Here is an 18,785-nt window from a genome sequence, read left to right on the forward strand (position 1 = left end):
GGTGGCGCTGCGCTGATCCGGCCTGTGTTCTCGGTTTTTGTAGGCCGGGTAAGGCGAAGCCGCACCCGGCATGAAGAGATTTCCCATGCCACATCTTTCCACCCGCGTGCTTCAGGGTCTGCTGACCCTGCTGCTCACGCTCTTCGGGCTGCTGCTCGTCACGTTTGCGCTCTCGGCGTTTTCACCGGTCGATCGCGTGCTGCAGATCGTCGGCGATCACGCCAGCCAGTCGACGTACGATCAGGTTCGCCACCAGCTTGGGCTGGATCGTCCCCTGCCCGTGCAGTTCTGGCACTACCTGCAAAACCTCGCCCACGGGGATTTAGGCACCGCCAGCGCCACCGGACAGCCGGTGCTGCAGGATCTGCTGCACGCCTTCCCCGCCACGCTGGAGCTGGCAACGCTGGCGTTAATCATCGGCGCCGTGCTCGGCGTGACTGCCGGAGTGCTGTGCGCTCGCTACGCCGGTTCGCCGCTCGATTTAGCCATCAGAACCCTCACCCTGCTCGGCAACTCGGTGCCGATCTTCTGGCTCGGCCTGCTGATGCTGGCTCTGTTCTACGCGAAGCTGCAGTGGAGCGCAGGCCCCGGCAGGCTGGACGATATCTGGCAGTTCACCGTCGAGCAGCGCACCGGCTTTGCGCTGATAGATACCTGGCTTTCCGGCGATCGCGAGGCGTTCCGCAACGCCCTCAGCCACCTGGTGCTGCCGGTGCTGCTGCTGGCCTATTACTCGCTGGCAAGCATTACCCGCCTGACGCGCTCGGCCTGCCTGAGCGAGATGAACAAAGAGTACATCCTGCTCGCCCGCGCAAAAGGTGCCGGGGAGATGACCATCCTGCTGCGACACGTGCTGCCGAACATTCGCGGCACCCTGCTGACGGTGATCGCGCTGGCCTACACCAGCATGCTGGAGGGCGCGGTATTAACCGAAACCGTCTTCTCATGGCCGGGGATCGGGCGCTATCTCACCACCGCCCTGTTCGCCGGAGACACCACCGCGGTCATGGGCGGCACGCTGCTGATTGGCGTCTGCTTTGTCCTGATCAATAACCTTACCGACCTGCTCGTGCGGGCAACCGATCCCAGGGTGCGCTGATGCCGTTTTATCTCTTCTTACGCCGGCTAAGCCGCTCCCCTGCCGCATTTTGCGGGCTAGTAGCCATCGCGCTGCTGGGGGTTATTGCCCTGTTCGCGCCGTGGCTGGCCCCGGTTGACCCGAACTGGCAGGACGCCGCCGCGCGCCTGCAGGCACCGAACGGCCAGCACTGGCTGGGCACAGACAGCTACGGTCGCGATCTGCTTTCGCGCCTGATTTACGGCACCCGTCCGGCGCTCGGGCTGGTGGCGTTAGTCACCGTTATTACCCTGCCCGCCGGGCTGCTGGTGGGTATTTTGTCCGGCTACTACGGCGGCTGGCTGGAGCGCATTCTGATGCGCTTTACCGACGTGGTGATGTCGATGCCGCGCCTGATCCTCGCCTTCGCGTTTGTGGCGATGCTTGGCCCGGGGCTGGTCAACGGCGCGCTGGCGCTGGCCTTAACCACCTGGCCCGCATACGCGCGTCAGGCGCGGAGTGAAATTCAGCGTCTGCGCCACAGCGATTACCTGGCCGCCGCGGAGATGATGGGCATTCGCGGCCTGCGCCTGCTGGTCGGGCATATTCTGCCCCTGTGTTTGCCGTCCGCGATTGTGCGGCTGGCGCTGGATCTGGCAGGCATTATTCTGGCCGCCGCCGGTCTCGGCTTCCTCGGCCTTGGCGCACGTCCGCCCATGGCCGAATGGGGAGCGATGATTGCCGACGGCATGCAGGTGATTTTCGACCAGTGGTGGATTGCCGCCATTCCGGGCGGGGCCATCCTGTTTGCCAGCCTGGCGTTTAACCTGCTGGGCGATGGCCTGCGCGACGTACTGGAGCCACAGCATGACTGAACCCCGCGTCATCGTCGATGCGCTGAATATCGACTACCCCGCCGCGCGCGTGGTCAACAACCTGAGCTTTACGCTTGGCAACGAGCGGCTGGCGCTGGTGGGGGAATCCGGCTCCGGCAAGTCCATGTCCGCCCGCGCGCTGATGGGTCTGGTGCGAAAACCCGGTATCGTGAGCGCCAACCGGCTTAACGTGCTTGGCAACGACCTGCTGACCCTGAACGCCCGCCGCTGGCAGGCGCTGCGCGGTAACGGGATTGCGATGGTCCTGCAGGACCCGCGCTACGCGCTGAATCCGGCGAAAAACGTCGCCGCTCAGCTTGATGAGGCGCTGACCCTGCATCAGCGCCTGCCCCGCGCTGAACGCCTGGCGCGCATTCACGACATCCTCCGCGCCGTCGGACTCAACGAACATGTCCTCCAGCGCTACCCCGGCGAACTCTCCGGGGGCATGGGCCAGCGGGTGATGATTGCGATTGCGCTGATCAACAACCCGCAGGTGCTGATTGCCGATGAACCCACCTCCGCGCTGGACGCCCGCCTGCGCAACCAGATCCTCGAGCTGCTGGTGCAGCAGTGCGAAGAACGCCAGATGGCGATGCTGTTAATCAGCCACGATCTGCCGCTGGTGGCGGAACACTGCGACCGCGTGCTGGTGATGTATCAGGGCGAAAAGGTTGATGAGATGGCGGCAAGCCATCTCCCGCAGGCGACGCATCCGTACACGCGAACCCTGTGGACCTGTCGTCCAGACGCCAATACCTATGGGCAGATGCTGCCGACGCTCGACCGTTCGCAGCCGTGGAAGGAGGCCAGCGATGGCGCTCGTTGAGGTTAACCAGGTGCAGGTCACCTTTGGGGAAAAAACGGCGGTTTCGGCCGCCAGCTTTAGCATTGAGAGAGGCGAGACGTTCAGCCTGATCGGTGAATCCGGCTGCGGCAAATCGACCCTTCTGCGCGTGCTGGCTGGGCTGCAGCGCGAGTGGCGCGGCAGTATTGCGCTACTGGGAGCAGTGTTAACGCCAGGACGACGTTTTGAAGGCGAGCTTCGCCGCAACGTGCAGATGGTATTTCAGGATCCGTGGGCGTCGCTGCACCCGAACCACACCATTGCGCGCACCCTGTCGGAGCCGTTAAAAATCCACGGCGAAACGCAGATTGTCGAAAAGGTGGCGGATGCGCTGCAGCAGGTGGGGCTTTCCGCCGACGCGGGCAGGCGCTACCCGCACCAGCTTTCCGGCGGCCAGCGCCAGCGCGTGGCTATTGCCCGCGCGCTGCTGCTGCGCCCCCAGCTTCTGCTGCTGGACGAGCCGACCTCGGCGCTGGATATGTCGGTGCAGGCAGAGATCCTGAACCTGCTCAACCGTCTTAAGGCCGAGCACGAGATGACCTATCTGCTGGTGAGCCACGACGCGGACGTGATTGCGCATATGTCCGACCGGGCGGCGTTTATGGCGCACGGGGCGATCCAGAAGGTGTTTGACCGTGAGGCTATGTTAAGAGGCGAGCACAGGATGGGGTAAACCGTGCGGCGGCGCGGGTTTTCCAGGCCGGGTAAGGCATCGCCGCCACCCGGCCTACAATTACTTCAGCAGCTTCACCGTTGCATCAATGTCGATCTCATCTTCGGTGAAGATCAGCGTCGTGTTCTGGAAGGTGGTGATCGCCAGCTTCTTCACCGTGCGCATTTCGCCCGGCTTTTTATCAGATTTCGGCTTGATGCTGTTCATCAGCAGCCCCACCGACAGCACCGCATTCTCTTTGTCGATTTTGGTATCGGCAGGCTCTTCTTCGCTGAACACCACGAAGGACTTGATCGAGCTGAGCTTCACGCGCTCGCCTGCGATATAGAGATGTTTGCTTTCGGGGATCACCTTCACCGCGTAGGCGGAAAGGCCTTTGTTGTTGGTCGTTGGCTCAAAGGTCACCGCGGCATCTTTCTTAATCAGATCGGGGTTCGCGACCTTAATCACATGAAAATAGCGGTTGTCGCCGTTTTCATCTTTGATAAATCCAAAGCCTTTATCTTTAAACCACGTTGTGATTGTACCGTTCATCGCTGTTACCGCCTGTCAGATCGTAATGACTAAAGTTTTGCAGCGCGCAGTGTAATGCACAATGACGGAGGAGACAAAAAAAAGCCCCTGCACGGGTGCAGGGGAAAACTCATGTCAGAGCTTATTAGAATTTAATTAAACACCATCCCACCATCGATGAGCAGAGACTGGCCGGTCATGTAGTCGGAGTCCGGGCCTGCCAGGTATGAAACGCAGGCGGCGACATCTTCCGGCTCGGACAGGCGGCCAAGCGTAATGCGTTTGGCAAAGGTTTCGGTCCCGTAGCCGAGCGGTTTACCCGCCGCCTCGGAGACCTGACGGTCGATTTCCGCCCACATGGGCGTTTTGACGATGCCCGGGCAGTAGGCGTTAACGGTGATCCCCAGCGGCGCGAGATCCCGTGCCGCGGTCTGGGTTAAGCCGCGCACCGCGAACTTGCTGGAACTGTAGACCGCCAGCTCCGGGTTGCCGGTGTGGCCCGCCTGGGAGCAGGCGTTGATGATCTTGCCGCCGTGCCCCTCTTTGCGGAAGGCGTCAATCGCGGCCTGGATCCCCCAGATCACCCCTTTCACGTTGATGTTGTAAACCTTGTCGACAATGTCCGGCGTGATGGATTCGATGGGGGTAGACGGCGCAATCCCGGCGTTATTCACGATCACGTTAAAGCCGCCCAGCGCGGTGCGCGCTTTCTCCACCGCCGCAAATACCTGTTCGCGGTCAGAGACATCGACCTTCACGGCAACGGCTTTCCCGCCGTTACGGATGATTTCATCGGCGACGGCTCTTGCCGTCTCAACGTTATAGTCGGCGATGGCGACGGCAAAACCGTCTTTCACCAGGCGAAGCGCGATCGCTTTACCAATCCCCTGGCCTGAGCCTGTTACGAGAGCAACTTTTTGCATTTCTCTGTCCTTATCGTGAGTCACAAAATCTGGCTGAGATGGAGCTGGCCCATCAGCAGCGGGTTATCGCTGTAGTCAACGGGAATGGCCACCACGGCCGGGCCATCCACATCCATCGCCGCACGCAGCGTGGGTTCGAGCGCGTCGGCGCTCTCCACGGCAAAGCCTTTCGCGCCAAAGGCGTCGGCATAGACTTTGAAATCGACCGGGCCGAACTCGACGCCGGAAAGACGCTGGTATTTTTTCTCTTCCTGAATGGCAACCATGTTGTAGCCGTTATCCACCCAGATGATGTGCAGCACGTTAGCGTTGAGGCGCACCGCGGTTTCCAGCTCCATGCTTGACTGCAGGAAGCCGCCGTCACCGGAGACCGACACCACCTTGCGGCCCGGGTTGACCAGCCACGCGCCAATGGCCCACGGCAGCGCGACGCCCATGGTCTGCTGGCCGTTGGAGATCATCACCTGACGCGCCCGGAAGCTGTAGAGGTAGCGGGCGATCCAGATGTGGAAGCTGCCCATGTCGACGGTCAGGGTCACGTCGTTATTCACGATGTCCTGCATGGCCCGCACGATGCGCAGCGGATGCAGGGCGAACTGATTAAGCGAGGCGCCGCGACGATCGAGCAGATCGCGCTGATGCTGGCGGTCGACCAGAATTTCGGAGGCCCGCTGGCTCAGCTCAAGCTTATGGTCGATCCGGTTCGCGAGCTGATTCAGCGTTTCGGCGATGTCCCCCACCAGCTCCAGATCCGGCACGTAGTTACGTTCTTCATAGGCAGGCAGCACGTCGATGTGCACCAGCGTGGCGTCGCCGCTGTTCCACATGGACGGCTCGTACTCCACCGGGCTGTAGCCGATGCAGATAATCAGGTCCGCCAGATGGAGCAGCCTGTCGCCCGCCTGGTTATTGAACAGACCGACGCGTCCGGCGAAGCGGGTGAAGTGCTCCTGATTCACCGCCCCGGCGGCCTGATAGGTGCTGGTGACCGGAATACGGCCTTTCTCCAGCAGCGTGCGCAGCGCCGCGCTGTTGGCGGGCTGGCTCGCCATCAGCCCCAGCAGGATGACCGGGTTTTTGGCCTTTTCGATAAGCTTCGCCACATCGTTGATAGCGGATTCCGGCGCCGGGCCCATCAGCGCGGGACCGCTAGCAGGCAAAATTGCTCCCGTGGCGGGCTGGTCGACGATATCCTGCGGCAGGCTGACGAACGCGCCCCCCGGCCTGCCGTGCTCGGCGGCGCGAAACGCGTTGGAAACCACCTCGGCAATCGCGTCCGGCGCACTCACCTCCACGGCGTATTTGGTGACCGGGCTGAACATGGCGACGGTGTCCATGCTCTGATGCACCAGCTTGGCTTTATCCGCCCGCTTCACCGCCCCGCCCAGCGCCACCACCGGGTCGCCTTCGCTGTTGGCGGTAGCAATGCCGGTGATCAGGTTCGAGCAGCCCGGCCCGGAAGTGACCAGCGCCACCCCGGCCTTGCCGGTCAACCGCCCTACCGCCGCCGCCATAAACGCCGCGTTCGCCTCGTGACGCACCGGGATGATCTCGATGGAGGAGTCCAGCAGAGAGTCAAAGACCTTGTCGATTTTTGCGCCCGGGATCCCGAACACCTGCTTCACGCCCTGCGCTTCCAGCTGGCCGACAACCAAATCGGCGCCGTGCGCCCACTGACGTGACTGTTTCTCACTGTTCACGGTAGTTCTCCTGTTAGTTTTCGACGGAACGGATCGCTGCATCAAGATTGCTGGGGTGAAGGTTGGCCTGTAAAAACGCGCTGTCGGCGGGCAGGTCAATCATCAGCTTGTGAATTTCGCCGAAGGTGAGTACGCCGCTCTCCAGCTGATAGTCGAGCAGATGGCCCCCGCCCTGACGGTCGTCGGTGATGAAATGCTCGTGATAGCCGGCCACGTTGATGCCCTGCATGTGCTGCGGCGTGCGGAACCCGACCAGCACCCCTTCGCGCTGGTTAAAGCGGAACACCGGCTGGTCGTCCAGCACGTCGGTCATCGCGCGGTACGGCGGCTTCTGGCGCGGCACCGTGCGGGTGTGGGCGTGGCGGAAGTTGCCGTCGATGCGCAGCGCGCAGAACAGGTTGTCGGAGGGGATCTGCTGGTCGATGACGTCGTGGATCTGCTGACGGCTGACCGGCGCATCGAAGGTTTTACGGTACTGCGGCTGGAACCAGGTCATCACCGCGAACGGCGTTTTCTGCTCCGGCTTCGCGGCCCGGGCGCTGCCGTCGGCGCGCAGCTGGTACACCTGGCTGCTGAAGGCAATCATTTCGCCGTCCAGCTCGTTAAAGGTGCCCAGACCAAAATCACCGTGTGCCAGCAGATCGGCGATGGTGGTCTCTCCTTCATACACGCCGCTTAACAGGGCGCTCATTAGCGATGTCTGATAGATCACACTGTCAGGATGCTGGGCGGAGAACCCGCGCAGGGTCTCGCACAAGCTGGCTTCACAGTCGCAGGCAGATGAATGCACCATCATGCTCGTCCTCTTCAACTTTATTTAGAAAGGTTAAATAAATGTTGACCCGATTCAGCAGAGAGTTCCAATATAGAAACCATGCTGGTTTGAGACGTTTTAGATATGGAACTTCGTTATCTGCGGTATTTTGTCGCGGTAGCACGCGAGCGACACTTCACCAGGGCGGCCGAAGCGCTGGGTATTTCACAGCCTCCTCTGAGTCAGCAGATCAAACGGCTCGAAGAGGAAGTGGGCACGCCGTTGTTCAGGCGCCTGACGCGGGGCGTGGAGCTGACCGAGGCGGGAGAAGCCTTCTACGAGGACGCCTGCAAGATCCTGGCGCTGAGCGACGCCGCGCTGGAGAAAGCCCGCGGCATCGCGCGCGGGCTGAACGGCAATCTGTCGATTGGCATCACCAGCTCCGACGCTTTTCATCCCAAAATTTTCGCGCTGATTCGCCAGTTTCAGGTGCAGAACATGGCGGTGCAGGTTCACCAGGTGGAAGCCAATATGTCGTCGCTGACGACGATGCTGGCGGAGGGTGAACTGGATATCGCCTTCGTGCGCCTGCCGTGCGAGAGCAGCAAGGCGTTCGAGTTAACCATCCTCGACCGAGAGCCGATGGTGGTGGCGCTGCATCGCGACCATCCGCTGGCTGGAAGCGGCGATCTGGCGCTGGATCAACTCCGGGATACGCCGGTGGTGCTCTTCCCGCAGGAGGTCGCGCCCGGCCTGTACGACCGGGTTCACGGCTGCTGCGAACGGGCCGGGATCGACGTGCAGCACGCGCTGCAGTCGTCACAGCTTTCGTCCTCCCTGAGCATGGTTTCCGCCGGCGGCGGGTTTGCGCTGGTGCCGAAATCCATGGCGGCCATTTCTCCGCCGAATGTCACCTACCACGCGCTGAGCTCGCCGGAGCTTTACACCGATATCGCGCTCTGCTGGCGGCGCTTTGAACGCTCGCGGACGGTGAAGCGGTTTCTGGCGATGATGAGCGAGGGGTAGCGCCGGTTTGGTTGGTGTTTTTTGTAGGCCGGGTAAGGCGTAGCCGCCACCCGGCAATGCCCTTCTGGAAGCCGCCTCGCAAAGCTGCAAGCAACCTTATGTAATTCAGGGGCATCCCTTTTCATCCCTTCTTCACGGTCGTAAAGTGCCTGCGTTGCGGCACATCCGTAACCGGGCGTAGGAACCCGTTTAATATGACTCGGCAATTATTTTTGTCGCGACAGCGCTCATCCCGTTAAAATACGGTCGCGCTGGCGGAGCAACCGAAAGGTTGGCCGTTTTGTCATGTGCGGCATTCCTACCTCCGTCAGCGCTACCACCCATGAGCGTAGGAACTTATGTGGTGGTCTGGATTTTTTTGAAAAGGAATACTACATGACAACTATCCATACCCTGACTTACGCACTTTCTGAGGAAAGCGCTGTTTATCACCTTATCCACCTGCAACTTCCCGATTCTGCGGATCTCTTCGAGTTGGCTGACGCCTGCACTGCGTATGTGAGCGTGCTGGTGGAAACTGACGATGCGGTGACGTTTGCCACACTCTGTGAGCGATTGCTGGCTGCGCTTAATCGGCTGCGGGAATGCTGCGATGACGAACTGCCTTCGTATCTGGTTGAACAGTTGATCGCAGGGGAAAAGATTACCTCCTGCGTGCCGGACTGCTGGCAGGAAACGGTGTTGCAGGTGGATTATGCCGTAGCGTTAACGCTGGCGCTGATGGGCGGGACACTTCCTGCGAGCGTGGCGAAAGAACTCGTCGGGCTACTCCATGATATGGTTTGGTTGTTAGCGGAGTTTGTGAAGGAGCCGTATATAACGGCACATTGAGGCGGGTGATGGTAGGTCGGGGATCTGCTTGGTAAGAAGCAGATCCCCGGTCTTACGCAAAATTTAATGTTGTTTTTAAATGTCTGGTAAGAGCGATAAGCTGATGTTGATTTATTAATCAACACGTCGAATAGTTGGTTCAGAGCATATCCTGTTCAATCATTTCACTTAAAGATTGCTTCATCAGATCGCTTAGTTGTGTTGGTTTTGCTATAAACCTACCTTGGGAGGCAGTAGTATAGGCCGAAATGAACTGACCATTTTAATGGGATAATACTTATGAAACTTATAAAGCAAGTGGAGATTGCATATTTCCGTTCTATTTATAAAGATGATTTAAATAATTGTTCTGGAACTAATGTCATTTTTGGAAGAAACGACGCAGGGAAAAGCAACGTTTTGCGAGCTCTAAATTTATTTTTCAGAAATGAAACAAATCCAAATCAAGCCTTTCGTTTTGAACGTGATTTCTCACATGCTCGCCGCTCAGAAGCAACACCAGAAAATGATATAAGAAAGTTTGTTTATGTGAAAATTTGGTTTACAACTCCAATAAACTGGAGAGCATCGTTAGGAGACTCATTTTGGGTTAAGAAACAATGGAGCATTACCAATCAAGAAGATCCAAAATTTTACTCCTCAATAACTCAACCTAATCTACAGCAATACTTAACTAGGTTTCTTAATAAAATACAATTTCATTACATACCTGCAATAAAAGACAGAAAAATATTTGAAGGTCTTCAAGCGGAAATTTACAAGGTTATTTCTGAGCATGCTGAATTTTCAGGCTCATTAATTAATTTTACCGAAGCCCTAAGGAATAGAACTCAAGAATTAACTCAAGGGCTTTTAACATCCCTTAAAATTAATAGTTCTGTTTCTACACCTAGAGATCTTACTGACTTATTTAAGTCCTTGGATTTTGAAGTTACTTCAGAAGAAGGTGATTCATACAGTTTGACTTTGCAACGCGGCGATGGTATTCAGGTTAGACATATCCCTCAAATTCTTTCATTTCTCTCAGACAATAGTTCAAAGGAATACCATATATGGGGTTTTGAAGAGCCTGAAAATTCCTTAGAGCTGGCAAATGCCATTGAAGAAGCTAAAACATTTCTAGAGCTAGGAAGAGCTAATAACAAACAAATATTCTTAACCAGCCACAGCCCTGCATTTTTTTCACTTAAAGATGATGGGGTTAGCAAATATTTCGTTTCTAAAACGCATGAACATATGGGGCGTTTGAACTCTGTTGTAAAAGAATTACACAAGGATTCAACACAACTACCAAGTGAGTTAATGGGGGAAACACCGCATCTACCAGTGATTAGCAGTTACCTAGAGCAGGCTCATGCAGAGATAGAAAAATCAAAAGAGTTGAGAGTTTCATTAGAACAAAAGTTATTACAGCATAACGCATCAATCGTGTTTGTTGAAGGTGCCACAGATGCCGCTGTATTTGCAAAAGCTTGGGAGCTGTTTGTCGGAGGTGAAATGCCTTTTATTTTCGAATCTGGCGGAGGCACAACTAAAATGGAGGCTCTTGCAAGTAACGGTAAAATTATCCAAACATTAGCGCCTGGTCGAGCTGTTTTTGCATTAGTTGATAATGATAAAGAAGGTCGTGAGCTTTATAAAAATAAAAGATTAGGTGATGGCGGAGTCTGGATTCAAGACAATTCAAATAAAGTTTATTGGTGTCGATTGCCTTTTATTAGTGAATTGCAACAATTGATGGCAAATTGTAGAGTGGAAAAATCTTTTTGGCCGGGATGTTTGGAGAATATTTTCACGGCAGAGGTTAAGCATAGAGCATCAGAAGCAGGTTTTTTGACAGTTACGAAAACACCACATAGTGAATTTTTCCCCGATAATTTTGGGAAGATTGTCGATTATATAAATGAAAGAGATGATTATTTACATTACCATATTCTCACCCTAATTCCTGAAAGCAAAAATACATTTGCTGAATGGATAGTACAACAAGCAGATCGGGAACCAGAATTGTTAGAACCTCTGCGCCAGACAATAATAGGGCTTCGGGACAAATTAAACTCTATTGCAGAAGTTGTGGCTCAACCTGAAGAAGTGATTCCAGCAGAAGAGCAAGAAAACATTATATCTTAATTAATTAACGTAGAGACAACTATATTCCTGGGCTAAGGTCCGCTTTTGGCACAAAGCGGACGTTTCTTTCACAGTCACCTCATAAAGTGTTCGCACACATTAAATGAGCGCCTTCATCACGAGCATATGAACACTGCACTCCATCAATGTTTCTACATTATCAACCCACCAACCATCACCTATAATGTTTCCTGTCTGGAAACAAGGGGGCAAGGATGCACGTAGTCTCAAGAGCGCCTTTCGACGCGGCCACCAGACAATTTCCAAATCAAGCACTCGCCCTGGACGATCTTTACCGGGTACTAAAAAAGGAGCACTACCCAACACCAGACGACATGCGAAAGCGCTTCCCCAGCCTAGACAGGATGAAATACCGGGAAAAATGGTGGGTCATTGATGTAGGTGCGGGCATTTAAAAGTGATGTTTTTTGCTGATTTTGATCGGGGAAAGATCTTTATCAAACACATCAGCACTCACGCAGAGTATGACAAACTCACGGACTTCTATCGGAGAACGAAAGAATGAACTATGCAGGAGCCAACTCACACAGAGCGATTTTGAGAATGAGATAGGCAAGAAATCTTTGGTGAGTCGAATCCTCAACGGACAGCGCACGTTAACGCTGGATCATATGCGCGCGCTGGCGAAGCGTTTTGGCGTGCCGGTGAGTGTATTTGTGGGGAAATGATGAGGATGATTTTTTTATATTGAGAAAAAAGTGACGCAGCCAAGCTAGCGATATCGCGGCTAAAACCTTACGGTAATTGTAGAGGCACATCACTGTCATCAAACACTTCCCTCAAATACTTTCCAAGCGTTTTAGAATCTTTTGCTGCAGGAATGACCACGTGATATTCTCTGATTCCAATTTTTTTTGCGACATCTTCATTAAGCACGATCACAAGTTTGTCTTCAGTGAGCTGAACAGAACGAATAGAGTCTGTTAACTCATATTCCGTTGACTCACTCTGAAATCCAATGCATTCGTTAACGGGTAATTCATCTTCGTCGAATCGTCCGATTATGATAAAATTTTTTGGATCATGACTGTCATCCCCTATTCCGATGGTGAAGACATCATTTTCTTCATAGCAGTTAATACACGCTGCAATAAAATTTTTAACATTACTCATCAGTTCTCCTTATCTTGCATCATTTTGCTCCTGACAGATTTTATCGTAAGTCTGGCGTTCATTAAGATGGCTGGTATCCTAAGAGTAACCTAAGATAGTACCCGCACCAATTTTTATAGATTGCTATTTTTAAAAGGTAAAGTATATATTTCCGGCATAGCGAAGCGGCTGTTGATGCTGTGATATGCTGCACCAGCTACACCCACCTTACAGCAATAGATGGGCTTCGCCAGGATCAACGCAAGTACACTTTTATTAAAAATCAAGATCGACTTTAACTACTCCTGATGCATCTATTTTATCATCCTGAGCAGTAAGCATATCAACAAACTCATCGAAGGAGTTTGCTATTTTCGTCAGCCCGGAGGTCACTACTGAATCATTGAATATTGGGTCAGACTCGTGATCCCAAAACCAAATCTCTCCCGACATACCTCCCTTGAGACAAAGACAAATTTGATTATCACCAGACGAGGCTCCTATCGGTAACCATTGATCGCGAAAATCATTCCGGTATGTATCAGCCATTTCAAAGACAGTATATTCTTTACCCGATTCTGCAAGACCGTATAAAGACTCAAGCGTATCAGTTCCTTGCTCATCAGACCATGGAGATGGTTGTAACGCTTTGAAAACAACATTTACCTCAAAAAGAACAGAAACGCCAAAATGAAGTAAATAGGCACGATAACTTTCAGGAATTGGCCCTGTTGATGCTTCTAATGTATTTAAAATATTTTTCAGTTCATCTAATGGTAATATTGTCGATTTCGCTCCAAAGCGCTCTAATTTTTTCAACAATGTTCTTTCCTCCATATATCTGATTCGTAGCCAATATGGGGCACATTGGCGTGAAGCTCTCTCGGCAGAAGAATTATGGTATTCGCAATCAGATAATGTGGAGTGTGCATTTTTTCCCTTAACAAATTTTGAGCCGCTTTCTGTGTAATGCCTTTTTTCTATGCAATGGCATTATTACCAATGGTAAAATACAAGCATATCTGACATTCTGTTTATTACTGTTTATCTATTTACTAACATCTAAATGTAAAAAAAATAAGCCATGATCATATTCTGATTATGGCTTTATTTTGAAATATCATAAATCAACAGTTACATTCATTCCTGCATCAAGAGATGTCTCACATATTTTCTTGTAAAATTCAGTAAAGCCATTAGTAATTTTATAGATATTGCCGCACTCATTTTGCTCAGCGATCTCAAACTCTTGGATATCATCCTCTGCATGTAGATGTGTTCTGTCCCAATAATACACACCTTGGCTTTCACTGCCATTTAATATAAGGTAAAAGTTACCTCCAGGATCATCACCAATAATTAACTTATCATCAATGAAATCAAGTTCACTTAAAAAATTTTCATTTTGACGAAAAATGTCGTAGTTTGGATTTTTCATATTTATTCCAAAAAGGGCATAAAAGGCGATAACCCCTTCATCAACACCTTCATACTCCAACTCACAAAAATCCGGAGATTTTACAACAAAGCCATTTTTCAACCTGAGGAATTCTTTATAATCTTCAGGCAAACTGATTTTGAATTTTGCCTCCAAAATTTTAATTTCATCTTGAGTTGTAGGTTTACCGCATGAAATAGGCATAAGCTCTCCTTACTAAGGACATGATTTCTTGATCTTAGATACTCCACCTCTATGGGTAAAGTTATTATGTATTTCTTTAGGTACCTCTTGCATTGTTATTCCATTTTCGTGGTGATGCCAGGTATTAAGCTCTAAATTTGCAGGGCCATTAGGCGCCATTGCATTCGCTTTGCCGAAATCTCCAGAAGGGCCAAGCCTGTGATTACCTTTAAGATCCGGAACATCAACGCTCTGGATTTCATACGGTTTAAAATCAGGATACCCATTAGGATACCTAACGATATTCCCCATATTGTCTTGGTAGACCCATGTGCGAGTGTCTATCTCCTGCCATGCAGTACCGCCCTTTTCAAGCCATCTATCAAGTAATGGAGAGTTCAGCGGCTTACCACTTAGCCCCCACGGATCGATCCAAGATAGCGGATTCGGCGCATACTGATAAAGGTTCCACCCACCATTCAACCCTATCGGATCCTGCACAATAAACCGCCCGACCTGCGGGTCGTAGTAGCGGAACAGGTTATAGTGCAGCCCCGTTTCACCGTCAGCGTACTGTCCTGCATAGCGAAGCGGTTGATGTGCCATCGCTGTGCGATTCACAACCCGTGAGAACCCTTCGCTCTGGTGACGCACCTCACCAAAGCTGCCGTACTGGCCGCTCCAGCGCACCGCGCCGCGCTCGTCGGTCACTTCCAGCGGCGCGCCGTTCAGGTCGGTGTTGAACCAGTAAATCTCACCGCTGCTCTGGTCACGGAGATGATCCACCCGCGCCAGCGGGCTCCAGGCTTCATTCGGGTCGTAAATATACGTGCTGCACAGCCCGCTCTCCTGCTGCTCCTGCAGCAGACGGTAGCCCTGCCACAGGAAGCGGGTGTTGGTAGTGCCGTGCGTCGTGGTGACGATTTTGCGGGTACGGCGGCCCAGCGCGTCGTAGTGATAGCGCGCCTCAAACCGTCCTTCCGGCCCGGTTCCCCGGGCTGACACCAGACGGTTCTCGGCGTCATACGCATAATGCTGTTCATACAGCCCGGTGCGGCGGCTGACCAGGTTGCCCCAGTGGTCGTATTTCATAAACAGCGCCTGCCAGTGCTGCAGGCGGTTATCCGTGACCGGTACCGCATCGTCATTGGCGGCGAGGTTATCCGCAGCGTCGTAGCTGAACTGCGCGCGGCTGTGCCCCTGTCGGGCCTCGTAGTGCTTCAGCAGACGCCCTTCGGCGTCGTAGCCGTAATCCACCTCACCGCGCAGGGTGTCGCTGACGCCAGAAAGCTCACCGCGTGCGGTGTAGCGATACAGGCGTTCCAGTATCGCCTGCTCCGGCAGGGTCACGTCCGTACTTAGCTCACTGCGCTGCAGGGTACGTCTGCCAAGGCTGTCATACTGGCGGAGCTGCTCGCGCGCGCCCTGGGTGCGGCGCACCTCGCGGTGCAGGCGGTCGCGGGTGAACTCGGTCACCAGCTGCTGCCCGAAGCGGATGGCACTGACGTGGCCGGAGCCGTAGTGCAGCCAGGCCAGCTTTTGCTCGCCGGGCAGCGTCAGGCCGGTCAGGTTGCTCAGGGCATCCCACTCGTAGCCCACCGCGCCGTTAATGCCGGACTCGCTCAGCACGCGCCCGGCGGCATCGTGGCGGTAAGCAATCTCATCGCTTTCGATACCCAGGGCAACGCCTTCGGCGGTTGGCGTGCGGCGGATGCGGGTGATCTGGCCGCTCAGGTCGCGGACGTAGCGGTACTCCGCGTGGCGCTGAGTGCGCCCGATCAGCAGCCCGCTGTCGTCATAGCTGAACTGCTGGACGCGGCGGGCAATACCGCCGTCGGCGGCAGGTCGGCCGTTTTCTTCGAGCGCGCAGAGGAACCCTCGCGCATCCCATTCCATATGGCGCACGGTCTCGTCAGGGCGCGTTTCGCTGAGCGGGCGGCCCACGGCGTCGTAGGTGAAGCGGTATTCCGCCCCGTTGCCATTATCAAGGCGCAGCAGGTTACCGCGTGGGTCGTAGCGCCACTGGCGCACGCGGCCAATACGGTCGGTAAGGCTGACCGGGAGGCCGAGCGCGTTATAGGCCCAGCTCACCTCGCTTTCCAGCGGGTCGCGCCAGCCCGTGAGCTGGCCGCGTTCGTTCCACACCAGCGACTCGCGGCTGCCGTCCGGATGGATCACGGCGCTCAGCAGCCCGGCGTTGTTCCACTCCCGACGCGTGATATTCCCTTCCGCATCCTCGCTGGCAATCAGCTGCCCAAAGCGGTCGTAGGTGAAGCGGGTGACGCTGCCGGAGCAGTCGGTGCGCTGCGTCAGCAGCCCCTGGTGGTTCCAGACCAGGCGCACCACGCCGCCGATGGCGTCGGTGATGCTCTCCGGCAGGTTTTCTTCATCATCGGGATAGCGATACGCGGTAGTGCTACCGGCCGGGTCGGTTTCCGACAGCAGGCGACCGCGAAGGTCGTACATGGCCTGCGATGAGGTACCGTCCGGGTAGACCGTGCGGGTGATGCGGTCGGTCAGGCGATGCCAGTGATACTCCGTGCGGCGGCCCGCCGGGTCCGTCTCGCTGGTCATGCGGCCGTATTTGTCCCACGTGCTGCGGCGCATTGCGCCGCCCGGCAGAATGACGTCGCAGAGCTCGCCGTCGCGGTAAACAAACGTCGTCTGGCGGCCGTCGTAATCCGTGAAGCGCGCGACGTTGTCGTCGTCATCCACCAGCCAGTGCGCCTGCGCGCCGTCTTCGCGGGTCGCGCGGCGGGTGCCGTTATCAAAATCGTATTCGAACGTCAGCTGTTCGCCGCCGCTGTGGCGAAAACCGACCACACGCGGCAGGCCGTCAATCTCCCGCCAGCGGTATTCGCTCAGCAGGCCGTTGGCGTCCTCGTGGGCGCTCATCAGCCCGTCCTGCCAGCGGAAGCGTCGGCGCACGCTACCGCCCCGGCCGGTCACGGAGACCAGCTGGCGCTGTTCATCATAAGCGTAACTGACCAGGCAGATCTCGTCATCCAGCCAGGCGCCGGTGAGCCTGTCGCGGTCGTAGCGGCAGACCACGCGCTGGCCCGCGCTGTCGGTCAGGGCATGCAGGGTATTATCCGCGTTCCACTCGAAGAGGATATCGTTGCCGCAGGGTTCTGAGATGCGCTGGAGCAGCGACGGGGCATCCTCCCGCAGCGGCGCATAGTGCCAGCGCTCGCCGCTGACGTCATACACCGACCAGCTGTCGTCCTGGTGATGTTCAAGCCAGTTTTTTTCGCTTTCGCAGTAGCTGCGCAGACCTTTCGGGACCTTCGGGAAGGCGACGTAATCGCCGGACGGCGCGCGCCACACCAGGCCGTCCTGATACGGCTCCAGGCGGCTTTCCCAGAACAGGCTCCAGCCGCGGCCCAGCACGCTGTCGCCGGGGTTGCCGCTGCGCCAGTAGCGCTGCCAGCGCACCGGCAAGCGTGACGGCAGAACGAAATCGAGCTCATCATCCCCGCTGAGAAACTTCTGTCCGCTGACGATATCCACCGGACGGGCGATGATCCCCGCGGCCGCTACGCCGGTCATCAGCGTGCCGGCGCGGCAGGCGATACGGGCCAGCTTGTTGATACCGGGGATTTTGCCCAGCAGCTTAGAGAGCGCCCCGACTTTGCCAGCGGCGCCGCCCCAGCCGCCGAGAAGCCCGGCGAACAGCAGGGTAAGATCGGAGACTTTATAGAGCCACTCGGGCACTTCAGACTGAATGGGCAGGGTTTGCTGCGGATCGCCGCCGATGAAGACGTTGTCCGAGCCGGTCATCACCTTCGCGTCGCAGGTGGTGCGATCCCCGATGCGGGACGCAGGCTGGCTGTTAATGGAGACGCGCTTAGAGCCTTCGGCCATCTGCTGCGAGCCATCGTCAGAACAGTCGACGATGCTATCGGTGGCAAGCGCGGCGGGTTTACCGTTGATAAACACGTTCGGCGAGCCGGAGGTGATGACGCCTTTCTTCGTCATGCTGGATGCCCCGGCGTCCGCGATGCTGTCCCGGGCGGCGGTCGCCAGCTCCCCGGTATAATACCCCACGGCCAGGCTGGCGCCGACGAGCAGGACGCCCACGCCAAGACAGGATGCGCCGAGACCGGCAATAAACATGGCCCCCGCCAGAATGCCCCCGGCGGCGGCAATCAGGCCACCGACAATCGTTCCGGCAATCATCCCGGCCAGCGCACCGGAGTGGCCGATATCATCACCAACGCGTGCTGCTTCAAACATAACAACGGTCCCTGGTGTTAATGGTGGAAGCGGAAGCTCCTGAGAAGTTCGCCAAACAGCGCGCCGTCAGCATCGCCCGGCGCGCGGGTGCAGGTCATGGTGAAGACCAGGACTTTATCGCTGTTGGTATTAAAGACGGCCTGCTGCTGCCAGATGCGTTTCCCGTCGCGCAGGTAGCTGGCATGGACAATTTCACCCTGTGAAAGGTTGTCGCCAAGCGTAGCGGCGCTGCGCTCACCCTGCTTCCAGGCCTTGATGTGTTTTGCCATCAGGGCGAGCTGGCGATCGATATACGCGGCAAGCGCTTCGCCGGGATTGAGGGCATCGCGGGAGATGTTGAACGCCGGCGAATCCGCTGCAGGCGGCGCGAATACGTTGACGGTACGATCCTGATAACCCTCAGGAAAGGTGATCTGTCCTTCACTGAACAGGCACTGCGAATGTTGTTCTGACATTGAGCGGGTCCCACCACATTTTTTCAGAAGC

Annotated in this window: 16 protein-coding genes and 2 pseudogenes; 9 read left to right on the forward strand and 9 right to left on the reverse strand. The window is 55.5% G+C overall.

The features are described from left to right. Positions 1-85: 85 nt before the first annotated feature. From AC4IBF_RS16055 to AC4IBF_RS16070, 4 genes are read left to right on the forward strand one after another with little or no spacing between them, the layout of a single operon-like run. A complete protein-coding gene (locus AC4IBF_RS16055; protein WP_491462950.1) occupies positions 86-1,099 on the forward strand; it encodes an ABC transporter permease in 1,014 nt (337 codons plus the stop codon). Further along, on the forward strand, positions 1,099-1,932 hold the full coding sequence (locus AC4IBF_RS16060; RefSeq protein ID WP_491462951.1) for an ABC transporter permease: 834 nt from the start codon (positions 1,099-1,101) through the stop codon (positions 1,930-1,932). Before AC4IBF_RS16055 ends, AC4IBF_RS16060 begins: the two co-directional genes overlap by 1 nt. Further along, positions 1,925-2,761: an ABC transporter ATP-binding protein gene (locus AC4IBF_RS16065; RefSeq protein WP_143344802.1), complete on the forward strand. Its 837-nt coding sequence runs from the start codon at positions 1,925-1,927 to the stop codon at positions 2,759-2,761. The genes AC4IBF_RS16060 and AC4IBF_RS16065 overlap by 8 nt, the downstream gene beginning before the upstream one ends. Continuing rightward, positions 2,748-3,452: an ABC transporter ATP-binding protein gene (locus AC4IBF_RS16070; RefSeq protein ID WP_491462952.1), complete on the forward strand. Its 705-nt coding sequence runs from the start codon at positions 2,748-2,750 to the stop codon at positions 3,450-3,452. The genes AC4IBF_RS16065 and AC4IBF_RS16070 overlap by 14 nt, the downstream gene beginning before the upstream one ends. A 60-nt stretch (positions 3,453-3,512) precedes the next feature. Here the strand turns inward: AC4IBF_RS16070 and AC4IBF_RS16075 are convergent, their stop codons facing one another. From AC4IBF_RS16075 to budA, 4 genes are all read right to left on the reverse strand, one after another. Further along, positions 3,513-3,986 carry a cold-shock protein gene (locus AC4IBF_RS16075; protein ID WP_111964451.1) on the reverse strand — a complete coding sequence of 158 codons (474 nt, stop codon included), beginning with the start codon at positions 3,984-3,986 and terminating at the stop codon, positions 3,513-3,515. Between the two features lie 131 nt (positions 3,987-4,117). After that, entirely contained in the window at positions 4,118-4,888 is a 771-nt protein-coding gene (locus AC4IBF_RS16080; protein ID WP_252092623.1) for a (S)-acetoin forming diacetyl reductase, read from the reverse strand. Between the two features lie 20 nt (positions 4,889-4,908). Continuing rightward, the gene (gene alsS, locus AC4IBF_RS16085; protein ID WP_491462953.1) at positions 4,909-6,588 is read right to left on the reverse strand and encodes an acetolactate synthase AlsS; all 1,680 of its coding nucleotides are present in this window, start codon (positions 6,586-6,588) and stop codon (positions 4,909-4,911) included. 13 nt (positions 6,589-6,601) lie between these two features. Continuing rightward, complete coding sequence (gene budA, locus AC4IBF_RS16090; RefSeq protein ID WP_126547810.1) at positions 6,602-7,381, reverse strand: acetolactate decarboxylase; 780 nt, start codon at positions 7,379-7,381, stop codon at positions 6,602-6,604. 105 nt (positions 7,382-7,486) lie between these two features. Here budA and AC4IBF_RS16095 point away from each other — a divergent pair, with 105 nt between their 5' ends. The 5 genes and pseudogenes from AC4IBF_RS16095 to AC4IBF_RS16115 form a co-directional block, all read left to right on the forward strand. Continuing rightward, positions 7,487-8,368, forward strand: coding sequence for a LysR family transcriptional regulator (locus AC4IBF_RS16095; protein ID WP_163353541.1), 882 nt, complete (start codon positions 7,487-7,489; stop codon positions 8,366-8,368). 375 nt (positions 8,369-8,743) lie between these two features. Then, positions 8,744-9,199: a hypothetical protein gene (locus tag AC4IBF_RS16100; protein ID WP_133293950.1), complete on the forward strand. Its 456-nt coding sequence runs from the start codon at positions 8,744-8,746 to the stop codon at positions 9,197-9,199. Positions 9,200-9,478: 279 nt separating this feature from the next. Beyond that, positions 9,479-11,329 (forward strand): ATP-dependent nuclease, encoded by a 1,851-nt coding sequence (locus tag AC4IBF_RS16105; RefSeq protein ID WP_133293949.1) that lies wholly within the window; start codon positions 9,479-9,481, stop codon positions 11,327-11,329. 215 nt (positions 11,330-11,544) lie between these two features. Further along, positions 11,545-11,855 (forward strand): annotated as a pseudogene (locus AC4IBF_RS16110) (type II toxin-antitoxin system HigB family toxin). 13 nt (positions 11,856-11,868) lie between these two features. Continuing rightward, positions 11,869-12,018 (forward strand): annotated as a pseudogene (locus tag AC4IBF_RS16115) (helix-turn-helix domain-containing protein); the annotation flags it as partial. Positions 12,019-12,085: 67 nt separating this feature from the next. On the opposite strand, the gene AC4IBF_RS16120 reads toward AC4IBF_RS16115, so the two are convergent. From AC4IBF_RS16120 to AC4IBF_RS16140, 5 genes are all read right to left on the reverse strand, one after another. Next, entirely contained in the window at positions 12,086-12,463 is a 378-nt protein-coding gene (locus AC4IBF_RS16120) for an Imm10 family immunity protein (RefSeq protein WP_125366171.1), read from the reverse strand. A 255-nt stretch (positions 12,464-12,718) separates the two neighbouring features. Continuing rightward, entirely contained in the window at positions 12,719-13,264 is a 546-nt protein-coding gene (locus tag AC4IBF_RS16125; RefSeq protein WP_158285461.1) for an SMI1/KNR4 family protein, read from the reverse strand. A 298-nt stretch (positions 13,265-13,562) separates the two neighbouring features. Next, positions 13,563-14,084, reverse strand: coding sequence for an SMI1/KNR4 family protein (locus AC4IBF_RS16130; protein WP_125366167.1), 522 nt, complete (start codon positions 14,082-14,084; stop codon positions 13,563-13,565). 12 nt (positions 14,085-14,096) lie between these two features. Continuing rightward, the gene (locus AC4IBF_RS16135) at positions 14,097-18,299 is read right to left on the reverse strand and encodes an RHS repeat-associated core domain-containing protein (RefSeq protein ID WP_491462954.1); all 4,203 of its coding nucleotides are present in this window, start codon (positions 18,297-18,299) and stop codon (positions 14,097-14,099) included. A gap of 17 nt (positions 18,300-18,316) precedes the next feature. Further along, positions 18,317-18,754: a DcrB-related protein gene (locus tag AC4IBF_RS16140; protein WP_023619098.1), complete on the reverse strand. Its 438-nt coding sequence runs from the start codon at positions 18,752-18,754 to the stop codon at positions 18,317-18,319. Positions 18,755-18,785: the final 31 nt, after the last annotated feature.

The sequence above is a fragment of the Enterobacter sp. Taxon_8 genome (genome assembly GCF_058354585.1).